The organism is Flavobacterium sp. B167r (assembly GCF_056824315.1).
The window spans coordinates 1,035,201-1,052,890 of sequence record NZ_CP124859.1 but is presented as its reverse complement, the minus strand read 5'-3'; the positions used below and the strand labels follow the sequence as shown (position 1 = coordinate 1,052,890).

Annotated in this window: 1 protein-coding gene; it reads left to right on the top strand. The window is 36.1% G+C overall.

All coding sequences use genetic code 11. From position 1 onward, the window contains the following. The first annotated feature begins 38 nt into the window (after window positions 1-38). A complete protein-coding gene (locus QLQ96_RS04840) occupies window positions 39-17,684 on the top strand; it encodes a T9SS type B sorting domain-containing protein (protein WP_482495135.1) in 17,646 nt (5,881 codons plus the stop codon). Window positions 17,685-17,690: the final 6 nt, after the last annotated feature.

Here is a 17,690-nt window from a genome sequence, read left to right as displayed (position 1 = left end):
TTAAAAAATTAAAAAAAGGCCACAACAAAATGAAGACTATGAAAAAACCTACTATTTTTAAAGTATTTATTGCAGCTGTATTTATCTTGCTCGGTATTTCTTCTTACGCTCAGGTAAGAAAGAATTTTGATCCAAGATATACTACTAGTTTAAAAGGAGATATTTTGGTTATTGGTAACAATATCTTGAATAGAGATGGCGGAAGAAACCAACGTCCAAATGATGCTTTTGATTCTCAAGGTACCGGTACTACGGCGAACGATAACTTGGATATGAAGTATATCGACATAGATAATGATGCAGCAACTTTTAATTCTAGTTCGGCAACGTTAACTATTCCTCAAACTAGTAGAGATTGTTACGAAATAGCTTATGCTGCTTTATATTGGTCAGGAACTTATCAAGGAACTGACAGAAGCAATATCAATAAGGTTAAATTAAAAACTGGTACTAGTGCTTATAAACCTATAACAGGAACTATCATTTGGGATGAAGGAGGAACAGGTGTAAACAATGCCTATCTTTCAAAGCCTTATGCTTGTTTTAAAGAAATTACGGCAGAAGTTAAGGCTGCTGGACCAGGTCTTTATACTTTAGCAGACATAGTTGCTTCTCAAGGATCACTTAATCCTGGAGGAGGAAACTCTGCAGGATGGACTATTTATGTAATTTATAAAGATCCAAAACTTCCTAGTAAGTATATTACTAGTTTTGATGGTTTTAGTATGATCAGAAGTACTGATCCTCCTGTGGATATTCCGATTAGTGGCTTTACAACAAATCCTGTTGGAAATGTAAATGTAAAATTAGGATTTAGTGCCTTAGAAGGTGATAACTCTTTAGAAGGTGACGGATTACAATTTAAAGGTGGTAAAGCAACTGATTTTGGACCTGTATCTTCATTAGCGAGACCAATTACGCCAGCAGTTCCTCCTTCTAGAGGGAACGCAGGATCACCAGAAAAGCCAAACTTCTTCAATAGTACGATTACAGACGGAGATGTAATTTTGGCGGGACGTAACCCTGCAAGTAAAAATACATTAGGTTATGATGCTGGAGTTGTTAAAGTTATAAATGATAACAATGCCATTATTCAAAATAATGAGACGAGTGCTACGCTAAGAATTAATACTTCGCAGGATTCGTATTTTATGTTCTTTACTGCAATTTCGGTTGAAATTATTGAACCTAAAATTGTTCTTACCAAAATTGTTAAAAACTCACAAGGAGATAATATTGGAGGGCAAACTGTAAATTTAGGTCAGCAATTAAATTATGAAATTGGTTTTAAAAATACAGGTAATGATGATGCGACCTCTTTTACAATTCGCGATCAATTGCCTATTAATATTATTTTTAATTACCCAGCAGATTTATTGCCATTACCTGATGGTGTAACAGTAAAAAGTTATAATCCTACTACAAGAAATATTGTTTTTGATGTTCGCAACGATATTGCAAAAGTTGGTTTATCTGAAAAAACAATCAAATTCAAAGTACAGGTAATCCCTGATTGTACAATGCTAGATGAAGCTTGTTCAAACAGTATTGATAACTCTGCATATGCTACTTATAAAGGTTCTCAAAATACTTCTTTCTTAATTACTGATGATCCAAGTGTGGACAGTAATACAGGATGTATTTTGGTACCGAAAGCAACCAACTTCTTAGTAGGCGTAGAAGGTTGCCAATATGATAGAAGACGTACTCTGTGTACAGAGACGACGACTATTACAGCAGCAAATGGTTACTCAACATATACTTGGTACAGCGATAAGGAAAAAACAAAAGAAATAGGAAAAGGGCAGACTCTTACTGTTAAAGATCCTGGAACTTATTATGTTTATAATGAAGCACCAGCACCTTGTAGATCTATTTTTGAGCAATTTACTGTTGTAAGATTTGGTGACACAGCTGAGAATCCAGTTCTGACTGAAGCAGATGAAATTGTAACTTGTCCTAATGATGGTAAAAAATTACCAAAAATATTTTTATGTGGGGCAAATGCATCAAGACTGATCAAGACAGGAATTAATGATAGTTCTGATATTGTTTGGGAAAGACTTGACACAAGCAGCTGTAAAGCGCCAACAAATGAGAATTGTGCGAACGAAAGCACAGATTGTAAATGGATACAAGTAAGTACAGGTCCAGATTTTAATGCTAAAGACGCTGGACAATACCGTTTAACAATTAACTATTCAGGTAGCTGTTTCAACCGTTTTTACTTTAATGTTTACACTAACCCATTAGCACCAACAGAAGAACATGTTGATATGCTTTGCGGTAACAGTGGAAGTATTACAGTACGTGACGTTCCTGCTGGATACCAATATGCAATTAAAACTGATCCAACGGCAACTATCCAAGATTGGGAATGGCAGGACAGTAATACTTTTCCTATCTACAATCCAAATTCGTATACAATTTTTATTAGACAAAAAGGGGTAACAACAAACCCATGTATTTTCAAAATACCTAATATCCTAATAAGAAGATTAGACCTAACATTGGATGGTAAGAAAGTAGATCCTATCTGTTCAACAGATTTAGGAAGTGCAAGTGTAGGAATCCAAAATTTTGAAGGGCCATATTATATCTATCTTTATAATGAAGAATCTGGACAAATTGAACAACAAGAAGGTCCTGTTACAAGTTTAGACTATAGTTTCGACTCTTTAAGCTACGGAACTTGGGGAAGAAATTATAGAATTAGAGTTACAAGCAGTCCTATAAATCAGACTCCAGCACCAAAATGTGATGTATCTTATTACTTTAGAATAGCACCACCTGCAAGTCAGTTAAAAGCATTTGTAAGTTTGCAAGAACCTTTAACAGCTTGTAGTGATGGTAAAATGCTATTATCAGCTTCAGGAGGAAAAGAGCCTTATGCTTATTTTATCAACGGATCTGCAACACGTGTTGTTGGTAATCCGGTTATTATTACAAGCGCAGCAACATATAACATTAAAGTAGTTGATGATGCAGGTTGTTCTGCAGAAACTTCTATTGTTATTCCTGAAGTTTCAAAACCTACTTTTGATGTAAATTCTACAAGTAGTGCTTGTTATGATGGAACTTCTTCTATCAGAATCGAAAATATTGTACCTAATGGTAACATTATGGCCTATAGTATTAACGATGGACTTACTTATTCAGCAAACCCTATTTTCATGAACTTGAGTCCAGGTGTTTATAAAGTTAAAGTAAGATACAGTGTAAATTATACTGTTAACAATGCTCAGGTAAGAAAAGATTGCTTTAGTGATACAATTAATATAACTATTACAGGTCCAGCTTCAGCACTTACTGCATCTGGAGGTGTAGCAGCTTTAGCAGGATGTACTCTGCCAGATGGAAATGGTGATAATCAAGGAGGAAAATTAAGAATTAACAATGTTGAGGGAGGAGTACCTCCATATCAATATGATTTTGGTGATGGAAAAGGATGGGTAAATGTAAATGAGGCTAATGTTATGCCAAATACTACAGGTTATACTTTAAGAGTAAAAGATAACGTAGGATGTATTTATACAATAACAGATAAAATTATTTTAGATCCTAAACCGGCAGACCCAACAATTGATGATCCTATTACGGTATATGGTTGTGATGGTAAAGCTTCTACAACTGTAACAGTAAGAAATCCTCAAAATACAAATTATACTTATGAGTATTATATTGATGGAACACCTAATACACCTATAACCAATAATGTATTTACAAACATTCCATCAGGAAATCATACAATTAAAGTTAAGTACACAGTAACCAAAGTTCCTAGTTATAGTAACTTATTAAGAGAAGATTTTGGTATTGGTACTTATACTACAACACCAGGAATTAACCCAGCTTATTGTTTTGAGGATGAAACATCAACACATTTAGCTCCAGATTATAAATGTAATAAAGATGAATGGATAAATGATGGTGAATACGCAGTGGCAAGTTCAATTAGAACTAGATTTAGCGATTCTTGGATAGTAGCCAAAGATCATACAACACCTACCAATGCATTAGGAAGATTTTTATGTGTTAACGTTGGAGGTACAGCTGGTATTGGAGGAATTTTATATAGTAAACCAATTCGAGATGTTATCGTAAATCAACCAGTTATTATCTCGCTATGGGCAGAAAACCTTATTGTTAAAACATCAACTACTCATGATGATCCAAAATTAACTATCCAATTAGTTAACAACTTAAATGGTGTTGGAGGTACAGAAACTATTGTTGCGACTACAGATACATCAAACCCTTGGAGAGTTCCAAAAAGCGAGCAATGGGAATATAAAGAATTGTCATTAAACCCTGGAGCTTACAATAATTTAAGTTTTGTTATTAGATCTTACAGTAACGAATTTAATGGTAATGACGTATTGATTGATGATATCTGGGTACGTCAGATTCCTGAAACTTGTGACGCAGAGAAAGATTTTACGGTTATCATAGAAGATAATAAAGGTTTTGTTGCTGATACCCCAGTTATTGGTAACTTGACATGTATTGATAAAGCTGACGGAAAAATTTCAATTCCTATTAGCAACTTTAATACTGCGACAGGATATTATTACTCAGTAAACAGTGGAACTTTACAAAATACAAGTGCATCTCCTCTTGTTTTAGATAATTTAACTGCAGGAAGTTATACTGTAAAAATACAGTATGATTTAGCTGGGAATTGTTCTACTACTTATACAAGAAGTGTAACTGCTCCATCAGCTGTTACAGCTGTTGCTAGTGTTACAATTCAGCCAACATGTGTGGACGGAGCTGTAATTAAGGCTTCTGCAACTGGTGGAACACCAAATTATCAATATCAATTAGAACGTCCAGACGGAACAATAGTAATTGCATTCCAGACTGATGATACTTTCAATTTACCATTAACGGCTACAGGTGACTTTGTAGTAGTAGCAAAAGATTCTGGAGATTGTTCTTCAGGAGATTCTGATATCGTAAACGTTGTTGGAGCGGTAGCCCCTACAGCGACTTTAGATGCAGCATCAGATCTTTGTTATGATAGTGGAAATAAAGCAACTTTGGTTGTAAGTGTTAGCGGTGGAAAAGCACCTTACTATTACAGCTTAAATGACGTGGATTACCAAACTTCAGAGAAATTTGAAGGATTAGGTGCAGGTACATATACTATCTATGTTAGAGATGCAAACGGTTGTAAAGCTACTCCAATCACAAATATTGCGATAGGAACTCAAGTTACAGCATCTGCACAGGTAACAAAACCATTAGATTGTACAAATTCGCCAAACGCGCAGATTACAATTACTGCTCAAAACGGAACACCAGGTTATACTTATGAAGTATCATTTAATGGTGATCCTTTTGCATCGATAGCTTCTAATGTATACCCAGCATCAGCAACGGGATCTTATGTATTTAGAGTAACAGATTCTAAAGGATGTCCGGCATTAACAACTGCAGTAACTGTAGATGCTAAACTTACGCCAACAGGATCTACTACGCCAATAAACCCTAAATGTTACAATGGTAACAATGGAAGTTTTACAGTTATACCAGCGGGCGGAAATGGTGGACCATACGAATATAGTTTTAACGGAGGTACTTTTGGTACATCTGCTACATATTCTAATTTGGATGCTTTTGTTGGTTCAACAAATACAAAAACTTACACATATCAAGTAAAAGACGGTAAAGGATGTCTTTCAATTATTTACGATGTTACATTAACAAATCCTACACAGGTTACAGTTTCTGGTAGCTTCCCAGCTAACACTACATGTAGTTCTACAACAGTAATTACAATTGTTGGTGCAGGAGGAGCAGGAGGATATACGTATAACTTTGATGGTGGTACAAATTATAATGGGGTAACTACTAAGACAGTTACCTTAACAAATGCTGAACAAACTATTAAATTCTATGTAAAAGATATTAATGGATGTACAGCTGAAAATGAAATTAAAGTTCCGGCATTTAACCCGCCAACAGGAATTACAATTTCTACACCAGCAGTTGTAACTTGTAATACAACATCAACAAGTCTTACATTAACAGCTATTGGTGGTATTGCTCCGTATACATATGAAGTTACTTCAGGACCAGTTATGCCAACAGCACAAACTGGAAATACGGCTACATTTACTGGTCTTACACCTGGTAGTTATGAATTTAAAGTAACAGACGCAAGAGGTTGTACTGCTACTGGAGCAAAAACTATTGACCAAGCAGTTAAAATTAAAGCTGAAGGTGCAAAAACAGATGAGTTATGTTTGGACTCTAAAAACGGTAGCGCTACATTCACTGTTTCTGACGTGAGCAGTACAGGTAACTTTACTTATACTTTCACACCTAATACAGGTACACCAAATGTTAATGGTAACAAAGTTACTTATACAAATTTAGCGCCTGGAACATATACTTTCGTTGCTACAGATCGTACAACAGGTTGTGTTTCTGACAGCAAACAAGTAACAGTTGGTGCAGCTACTGCAATTGACTTTACAGTTACTGCATCAAAAATTAGTTGTAATAATAAAATTGCAACATTAACAATAACAGGTTTAACAGGAGGAAATGGTTCTTATAGCTATGCTTATGCGCCAAGTGGTTCTACTATTCCAACTACAGCTTATGGAACAACTTTAACAGTTGATACAGCTGTATTAACTACAACTATTGATGTTTATGTTAAGGATGTAAATAACTGTTACACTAAGAAAACAGTATCTATTGCAACAGAGGATGCTCCAATAATGAATCCTATTGCGGCACAATGTTACCCAGGAACTCCTATTTCTGTAAAAATTACAGGTACATATGCGTTGCCAGCAACATTTAGTAAAGACGGTACTAATTTTGGAACTGCTGATACATTTAATTTAACGCCTGGAACTTATCAATTAACGGTAAAAGATAAATTCGGCTGTATTGATTCTAAGACTTTTATCGTTCCTGAGCAATTAACAATTACTCCAAAAGTAGAAGATGCTGTTAGTTGTACACCAAATACAACTATCACCCTAACTTCTGCAGGAGGTACAGGAACTCGTACTTATGCTGTTTCATTCAATGGAGGAGCTTACACAACTGTAACAAGTCCTTACACTGCAACTGCAGCTGGAACTTATAAATTTAGAGTTAATGATACAGCAAACCCAGTTTGTTATGCTTATACAGCAGATATTCCAGTTACTCTAAAACCTACGGTTTTAACAATAAACACAAGTAAAGTTGATGTAAAATGTAACGGTGCTTCTACAGGAAGTATCTTAGTTACACCAACTTCAGGAAAAGCGCCTTATACTTATAGTATTACTTTGACTGCTGCACCATTTACAAATTACACTGTAAATAATCCTTCTGGATTAGTTGCAGGTACATATAGTATTGTGGTTACAGATGCTTTAGGTTGTGCTTCGCCAGCAACGGCTTCGGTTACAATTACTGAGTCTGCGGCGGTAACTGCATCTGCAACTGTAGATCCGTTTACATGTAATACTTCAAATGTTAAGGAGTCTAAAGATGTTACCGTTACAGCAGGTGGAGGAGTAGGTCCTTACACTTATAGTTTTAATGGTGGTTCATTTGAAGCTAGCAATAAATTTGAGGTTAAAGACAATCAAGCAGCACAAACAGTAAGATTTACTGTAAAAGATAGTAATGGTTGTTTAAGCCCTGAGGGAACTATTTCTATAGTACCGCTTATTTTGCCAGAGATTGCAAAAGTAGATGTAACGCCTATTTATTGTGATCCAGTTGCTAGCAGAACTAGTACAGCTACAATTACATTGACAAAAGGATCTGGAACTTATACAATTGTTTCAGGACCAACAATTAACAATACAGGAGCAACAAATGGAATCTTCAGTGGTCTTACGGCTGGTGATTATGTTTTCAGAGTAACAAATGCAAATGGTTGTTATGATGATTTTTCTAAAAATATTCCTGCTTTAGTTTCTATTAAAGCTACAGCAACAAAACAAAATGATGTTTATTGCTTCAATGGAAATACAGGAAGTATTAAATATGATTTAAGTGATTTCACTTCTTACAGTTATACAGTAAATGGAGTAGCAACAGGAGCAAACCAAACCGCTTCTTCATTTGTATTGTCTAACTTAGCACAAGGTAATTACATTGTAGTGTTTACAGATGACACTACTTTATGTACAATTACTAGATCAATTACGATTAACCAGCCAGCTACGAAAGTATCTGCTATTGTAGCTCAGGTAAATGCTAATTGCGGAACATCGACTTCTAAAGTTACGGTTACTGCAAGTGGAGGTACACCTGATTACAAATATGCTTACATGCAGAATAATGTTGTTCCAACTGATGCAGACTATATTTTATTAGCTTCAGCAGATTTAAATCCAACAACTAATTCGCAATGGGATATTTGGGTAAAAGATGCTAATGGCTGTACTGAAAAAGTAGATGTTACTATTACTACAGATCCAGTGCCTTCAGTAACTGCAGAAGTTACAAACCAATGTACTGCGTCAGGAAGTAATTTCATAATTGAAGCGACTGCAACAAGCGGAGTTGCTCCTTACACATATACAATTAACACAGGTGTTACACCTAGTCCTGCAAATACATTTACTGTTCCTGCAGGTACATATACAATTACAGTAAAAGATGCTAATGGTTGTCCTGCAACTACAGTAATTACGGTTAACGATCCGTTAACTGCCGTTGCAACTCCACAAAAAGATATTACTTGTTCTTCACCAGCTGAAGCTAGAATTGATATCGAAGTATTTGGAGGAAAAGCACCATTCGCATATAGAGTTAAAATTGGTGCTGGAATTTACAGCGGAACACCAATTGCTTTTGTTGGGAATAGCTTCCCTTATTACCCAACTTCATTAGTTGGAAATACATACGAATTTGAAATTACAGATTCTAATGGTGTGCCTTGTAAAACTTTTACTAAAGTTATTACTACAAATACACCAGCGACAGTTACTGCTTCAGCAGCCAAAGTAGATCCTACTTGTAATGGATTTAATGATGGTTCTGTCGAAATAACAGCTACTGCGGGAGTTGCTCCATTCGAATATAATTTCAATGGTGGTGGTTTCGGTACAAAATCTGTATTTGGAGGATTATTAGCGGGTACTTACAGCTATCAAGTTAGAGATGCTAAAGGATGTGTTTCTACATCTCAAAACATTACATTATTTGACCCTGTTAAAATTGATGCAGATGTTACTCCAAGTATTATTGAATGTAACGATAACAAGCCAGGTAGTATCAAAGTTGATATTACTGCAGGTGGTGTAGCTCCTTTTACTTATACAGTTTATAACAATGCATTTACGCAAGTAATGCCTCCTGTTGTAACGAGTGCAACTTCAGTAACTTTTGGAGGAGATCCATTAGTTCCAGGAATACTGACTTATGGTGATTATTATGTTACGATTGTTGATAGTAATGGGTGTGAATTTAAAAGTGCAAAAACACGTATTGAAACAAATCCATATATTGAAGCAACAGGTGTAGCTTCTTCTGGTACTTGTGTTGGTGGTGCATCTGTTACAATTAATGTATTAACAGCTGCTTTCCCAGTAACGTATTCAATTTTTGGACAACCTGCAACTGCATTTGGCCCAACTGCAAATCCTTCACATACATTTACAGGATTAGATCATGGTACAACATATCAGTTCCAAGTAATTGATAATGGTGGATGTTTCACAATTGTTGAAGTTACAACACCTCCATCTCCTTCTTCTATTTCATTAGATCCAATTGTTAAAGAAGATATACTTTGCTTTGGAAATAATTCAGGTAAAATTGACTTTACTGTTAGAAACTACGGAGCTTTAGTATCAGAAATCAGATATGAGGTTCGTGATGAATTGACAAATGTTTTAGTTCCTGGTATGAGTGGAGCTCTTACAGGATTAACAGGAGCACCAGCTTCTGGAACTGTAACAGGACTTCCAGCAGGTAATTATACTTTATATTTAAAAGAATTTGATGGAACAGAATGTAATGTTTCTCAAAAATTCCAAATTACTCAACCAATTCAAGGACTTAACTCAAGCGTACAGTCTATTAAAAATGCAAATTGTGATAATCCTGCTCAAGTTACTTTAAAAACAACTGGAGGAACAGGACCATATACATATGCTTATGCTTTAGCACCAGGAACACCTAGTTCATTTGCTTCAGGAAATGTACTAGATTTAGATCCAGGAGCTGCGGGAACAAATTTACTTTGGAATATTATAGTTAGAGATGCTAATGGCTGTACATTCCCATTGCAAGTAACTATTGCAAAAGATCCAAGTCCAGTAATTGCATTAAGTGTAGTTAACAAATGTGCTGCTGAGGACAACTTTACAATACGAGTTACTGAAACGACAGCAGGTACAGGAGCTTATTCTATTAGTATAGACAGTAATAACGCATACGCAAGTGCTACATTACCTTATAATGTAACAGGATTGCATTCTGGTTCTCACACAATTTACATTAAAGATGCAAATGGTTGTATTGATTCTAAATCAATTACAATTGATGCGCCTATCAAAGTTGTGCCACAACTTGGTACATTGCCAGACTGTGGAGTTAATAATGGTTCAATTACTTTAACGCCATCAGGTGGTTCAGGTAATTTTACATATACTATTTCGCCTACATATCCAAGCGTTGTAATCGCTGGAAATACAATTAGCGGTTTACCAGATGGTACTTATACAGTAACCATGACGGATAATACGAATAGTGATAATTTGAATGTTGCGTGTAGTACATCAGCTCAAATTACATTACCAAGAGGAACAGCTGTTACTTTTGATGCTGAAGTTGTAAACGTAGCTTGTAAAGGTGATGCTACAGGAAGTATTAAAGTAAACTTACTTCCAGGTAATAATGAACCTGCGTATACTTACGTAATAGCATTAGTATCAGGAGCACCTTTACCAGTAGGTATTGTACAAACAGATAATGTATTTAGCAATCTTCCAGTAGGAAATTATAGAATTACTGTAACATCTAAGAGATTGTGTTCTCTATATAAAGATTATATAGTTGGTGAACCAGTAGATGAATTAAGGGCTGATGCTCCTCTAGTAACTCAATATGCTTGTGCAACTGGCAGCGCAACGCCAGGAGCAGCTGTTATAACAGTAAATGCTTCAGGAGGTACTCCTGGATACAAATATAATTTTGATGGAGGTACTGAGTATTACGATAACAATGTATTGTTAGTAAGTGATGATAATAGTACAACTCCAAGAACATTCAACTACTATGTAATAGATAAAAATGGTTGTAAAACTAATGGTACAGCTACGGTTGATCCTTTCGTGAAATTAAATGATATTGATTTCGCTTTAACGACGGCTCCAACTTGTCCATTAAATGTTGCAACAATCACTTTAACGGTTGACGGTGGTAATACACCAATTACCAAATACGAAATGGTTTCTCCTACAAGTATTGATAACGGAACTGTAGCTGTATTTAATAATATACAACCAGGCGTTAATTACATCTTTAGAGTTACTGATTCTAAAGGATGTTCAATCGAGAGACCTTATAAATTAGATCCAATCGCTCCAATTGATATTATACGTACAGCATTTACAAATGTAAGTTGTAATTCAGCGAACGGAATTGACAATAACGGAACAGCAACTTTCACAGTTTCTGACTTTAGCGCGACTGGTTACACAGTTACAGTTACAAGTACTCCGGCAGCGTTACCTTTCAACGCACCAACAACGGCAGGTAATATCGTTACGGTTGGAGGTCTTGTTGAAGGAACTTATACGGTAACAGTAAGAGATAACACAACAAATTGTTCAGAATCTGCTGATGTTATCATTACAATGCCAGCGCCAATAGTAATTGCAGCGTCAGGTACAAAAGTTTATTGTACAAATACTGATTCTCAAATTACGGTGACAAGTGTAGTTGGAGGTACATCTCCATACACTTACGCGGTTGTGCCAGGAGGTACTGCTATTGCGCCAACAACATTCCCATATGCTATCAGTGCACCAGCAACAGTTAGTACAGGTTTAACTAACTTATCTTGGGATGTTTATGTTAAAGATGCAAACGGATGTATCGCTGGACCAGAAAACGTAACTATTATTTACGATGCCGCACCAGTGCTTAATATGCCAGCACAACAATGTTTTGTAGGTGCAGATTTAACGGTAGATCTTGATGCTCTTGCTACAACGTACAACAACGTAAAATCATTTACAGTTGATGGAGTTGCTACAACTAGTCCTGCGACATTTACAAAAGCAGGAACATACACAATCGTCTTAACAGATGATAACGGATGTACAGCAGAGCGAATTTACATTATTGAAGAGCGCTTAACAGCTGCTGCAACAGTAGAGAAAGATCTTTACTGTGAAGTAGGTAATGAAGCGGCAAAAATTGTTGTTGAAGTTAAGGGTGGTAAAAAAGACTACACTTATCAAATGTACTTAAACGGTGCGCCAGTGGGTCCTGCTAAACCAGCTACTGGTGACTTTACAGAATTTGTAACTGTTGATGGAGATTACACTTTTGAAATCTCAGACAGTAACGTACCATGTACATTTACAACGGTTCCTGTAACAGTTAGTAAACCAGGAACAATTATTCTTACGCCATCTCAAACTGATGTAGTATGTTTTACAGAAAGTAACGGAAGTTTAACTGTTGTTCCATCTGGTGGTGCTGCTCCATATACATTTGTACTTACAAGTACAGGTCCTGGTGCAAACAACTCAGGAGATGCAACTGGTATTTATACTGGTTTACCTCAAGGTGATTACAAAGTTGTGGCAACAGATGCTAAAGGTTGTACTGCTGAAGTAGATATTACAATTGTTGAGCCGCCTTTATTAGAAGAGGAGTATTCAATCACAAGAAACAGAAGCTGTAGTACATCTACTGAAATAGTAGTTGTAGGTAAAGGTGGTAAAGGAACTTACCAATATAACTTTAATGGACAAGGATATGATTCTCTAGATCGTATTTCAGTACCTAACGATGGTTCAGTTTTATCAGTTACATATACTGTTAAAGATGAGAATGGATGTGAAACAGCTCCAGTAACAGTTCCGATTGTTCCATTAAACAAACCGACTGCTTTAGCATTCTCTGCAACTGCAATTACTTGTCAAGCATTGAGTAGTAATGTTACAGTAACTGCTACAAACGGTGTAGGTGCGTTAGAATTTAATATTATAGAATTCAACGGAGCTCCAACAACGCTTTATGCTACAGTAACAACTGCAGGAAGCGCAGTTCCAGCGGTGTTTACAGGATTACCTTTCGGGGAATACAAATTTGAAGTAAAAGACAGCAATGGTTGTACTTTCACTGATATATTGACTATAAAAGATGTTGTTAAAATTCAAGCTACAGGTGACGCTTTCGCGAAATCTTGTATCGGTAATAACGACGGAAAAGTAGTCTTTACAATGTCTGATTTCAAAGGAACTTACACTTATTCAGTAACTAAAGATGGTGCTGCTTTTGTTGGACCACTTACAACTTCTGATACAGAGGTGACTTTAGCTAACTTAGCAATAGGAGTTTATGAGATTAGTGTTGTTGATGATATAACAAACTGCCCAACAACTTTCAATGTGGAGGTTAAAGATCCTATTGATGTAACAGTTACAGAAGAAGGTAATGTTAATGCTAATTGTAACACAGGTGCTGTAGTTACAGTTCAAGGTCACGGAGGAGCTGGTGATTATACCTATTCTTTCGTTCCAGCGGGTACACCTTATGGAGCATTTGAACCAGAGGCTACAAGAGAATTAAATCCACTTACGCCTAGTTGGTATGTATATGCAAAAGACAAAAACGGATGTATCTCTCAACCGATAACAGTAAACATTATAACTGATCCATTACCAGGTAACTTTACTGCAAATGTTACATCTCATTGTGCTGATAACAATGGAAATTATGAAATTGTAGTAGACGATTCTGCTGCAACTGGAGTAGGTCCATTTACATACAGTATTGGTGGAGGATTCCAAATCTCTAAATCATTTATTGTGAACGTTGCAAAAGCATACGACATCACAGTACGCGATAAATTTGGTTGTGAGACTGATTTCCCAGCGTTGGTTACCATTTTACAGCCTTTAGAATTGGATGCTAAAATTTTAGATTACACAACATGTGCTGAAGGTGACGGAAGAATTAGCGTTACAGCAACAGGTGGTTCAGGAAATTACAGTTATTCAATTGATGGTGGAGCTCCAGTTACAACTACTCCAGCTATATTTGAGTTCTTAAATTCTGGTAATCACACAATTGATGTGATTGATACAATTACTAATTGTCCAGTTTCAACTACTGTGAACATAATTCCACCAACTAAAATTGATGGTTTTGATGCAATTGCTACTCCGGTTACTTGTTTTAGTTATACTGATGGTAAAATTACAGCAAGCATTGCCGCAGGAACAAATGATAACCCGGTATATAGATATAGTATCAATGGTGGTACACCTCAAGAAAGTGGTGTATTTGAAGGATTAGCAGCTGGAGATTATCTTGTTGAAGTATTATCAGGAAGAGGTTGTCCTGCTTCTAAACTTGTAACTGTAGGAGGACCTAAAGCAATTGTCGTTCCTAGACCAGATGTTGTTCAGTACTTATGTACTAGCAATAACACTAGTAATTATGCAACAATTACAGTAACTGGTGTTACTGGAGGTTCTGAAGATTTTGCTAATTATAAATATGAGTTTATCAAAAATGGTGTAAGCATTGTCAAAGGACCAAGCAATGTATATACTCAAACAGATTATACAGGTGGAACTTTCATAATAAATGTTTATGATCCTAATGGATGTATTGGAACATACTCATCAGTAGAGATTTACCCATTCATCCGTTTAGATGAAGTAAAAGTAAGAGTTGATGATGCAATCACTTGTCCTACTAAAGAAAACATTACAGTATCGGTAGTTACAACAGGTGGTACGCCAACCGACTTAGAATATTCAATCGCTTATTCTTCTGGTGCTGCTGTACCAGGTAATGCGCCAAACGCAAATGGAGTATTTACAGATTTAGGAATAGGTGAATATATTATAAAAGTTCTTAATAAAGATACTGGCTGTTTATTACAAAAAGTTCACCGTGTGTATGATCCAAATACATTCAGTATTAAGGCAGTACCAGTAAAAGGAGACATTTGTTTCGGAGATACTGATAGCGTTGATTTAACTTTTGTTGACAATGAAACAGATCCTACAGACGATGCAGGTATATTTGACTATGTAGTTACTGGTCCGTTGCCAAGTACAGCAGTAGTAGCTTCAAGCCAATCATTAAATGCAGGTCCAGAAAGAATTTCTAATTTAGGAGCTGGTACATACAAAGTAGTGGCTACTTTAGTTGGTCCTCCTACTTGTCCAGTAGAAACACTATTTACTATCAGTCAGCCAAACGAAGCATTAGTTGCAACATCAACGAAAGTTGATATCACATGTGTTGCTGGCAATAATGACGGTGAAATCTCTGTTAGTGCAACAGGAGGTTGGAACACATCTTACCAATATCAATTAGTAAGAGGTACATCTGAAATTGTAGAACCTTACTCAGATAAGACAAACTTTACAGGACTAACGGCAGGTGTTTATACCGTATATGTTATAGACGCTAAAGGTTGTGAGACATCTACAAGTCAGACTTTAATAGTGCCATTGCCTATTAATGCTATAGCAAGTGCAAATGTTAATATTTTACCATGTTTTGGAGATAAATCAGGTATAGTTACTGTTACTCCTCCAACAGGTGGTCAAGGAAGCAACTATATGTATACATTAAATATACTTTCTGAAAATCCTGTAATTTCATCAGGACCATTCACATCTCGAGTTTTCTCTGGATTAGGTGCAGGAAGATATAGTGTAACAATAACTGATGGATTCTCTTGCGAGTTTACAACTAACGAAGTTGAAATTAAAGATCCAACAATTGTGTTAGCGACTTTAGTTCAGTCAAGAGCACAAACTTGTCAGACTTTAACGCAGCTTACATTAAGTGCAGAAGGCGGAACGCCACCTTATACTTATAGCGCAGATGGAACTAACATATTAGGTAATTTCCAATCGTCAATTTCATTTGATGTACCAGTAGGTTCTCATAAATATTTTGTTTTTGATGCTAATGGATGTAGAAGTGTTATCTCGAATTCAGTTGTAATCAATGCTTTAACTCCATTAGATATTAAACTTGATATTTCAAGTGCAGTTGTAAAATGTACTGGAGAATCGACAGGAGTAATTACTGCAGTAGCAGTAGGTGGTTTAGGCCATTACTCTTATACATTGTTAAACGGAACTGGAGGAGTTGTTCGTCCTGCTCAAGACAATGGAATATTTGCTGATCTTCCAATCGGAAAATATAGAGTATCTGTTAATAGTGTAGATTGTGATGACATATCAGAATTGGTTGAAATTAAAGAACCAAATCTAGCTTTACAAGCTCAATTTATACCAACAGATGTTACTTGTTTCGGTGACAACAATGGTAAACTTCAGATAATAGCTTCAGGTGGAACAGGAATCATTAAATATGCGATTTCTCCAAATCTGAACCAGTTTGATTCTAAAGTATTATTTGAGAAATTAGCGCCTGGTGATTACCAAGCAATAGCTCAAGACGAAAACGGATGTTTTGTATTGTATGATTTCACAATCTCACAACCAAACCCTGTAATCGTTACTGAACTTCCAAACTCAATGATTCCAGAAGTTTGTGACGGAGATAAAGATGGTGCATTTAGTATCGAAATTAAAGGAGGTACTTTACCTTACAGCGTAAGTTTAGATGTTCCAAACGGACCATTTACTTTAGGTACAGCAACACAAACAGTGTTTGACTTTACAAACCTTAAAGGTGGAGCGCATACAGTTTATGTGAAAGATGCAAACAACTGTCCGATTGATTTTGTAATGAATATGCCAGATGCGGTAATTCTTAACCCAACTGCAGAAGTAACATACGATTGTGTTAACAATGCACAGGCAAACATGGTAGTAGTATCAATTGATGCTTCTAACTCAAACCCTGCGGAGGTAGATTACTCTCTAGACAATAATGGAGTATTCCAACCAAGTAACATTTTCACAAATGTTCCTGCTGGTGATCACTTCATCATTGCAAGACATACTAATGGATGTGAGGTGCCAACTGCAATCTTTACTGTTGCTACGGTTGATCCAGTTTCTGTAATAGATGTAACAAACCAAAGTAAAGACATCAACACAATTGTTGTTAAAGCTTCTGGTGGAGTTGCTCCTTACGAATACAGTTTCAATGGAGAACCATTCTCTTCATCTAATAGCTATAGAATCTACAAAACAGGTGATTATGTGGTTATCGTAAGAGATAAAAATGGTTGTGAGGCTACAATAACAGTTCATGGTACATTCTATGACTTCTGTATGCCAAACTACTTTACTCCAAACGGTAGTACAGGTACAACAATTGGTCCTGATTGTGGAGCATTAGCATACAAAGAGCTTACGTTTGATATTTATGATAGATATGGTAGAGTAGTTGCCAAATATCGCGTAGGTGGAAAATGGAATGGTATATATAACGGAAATGAATTGCCAACAGGTGATTACTGGTACGTTCTTAAACTAAATGATCCGAAAGATCCTAGAGAATTTGTTGGACATTTCACTTTATACAGATAACAAAAT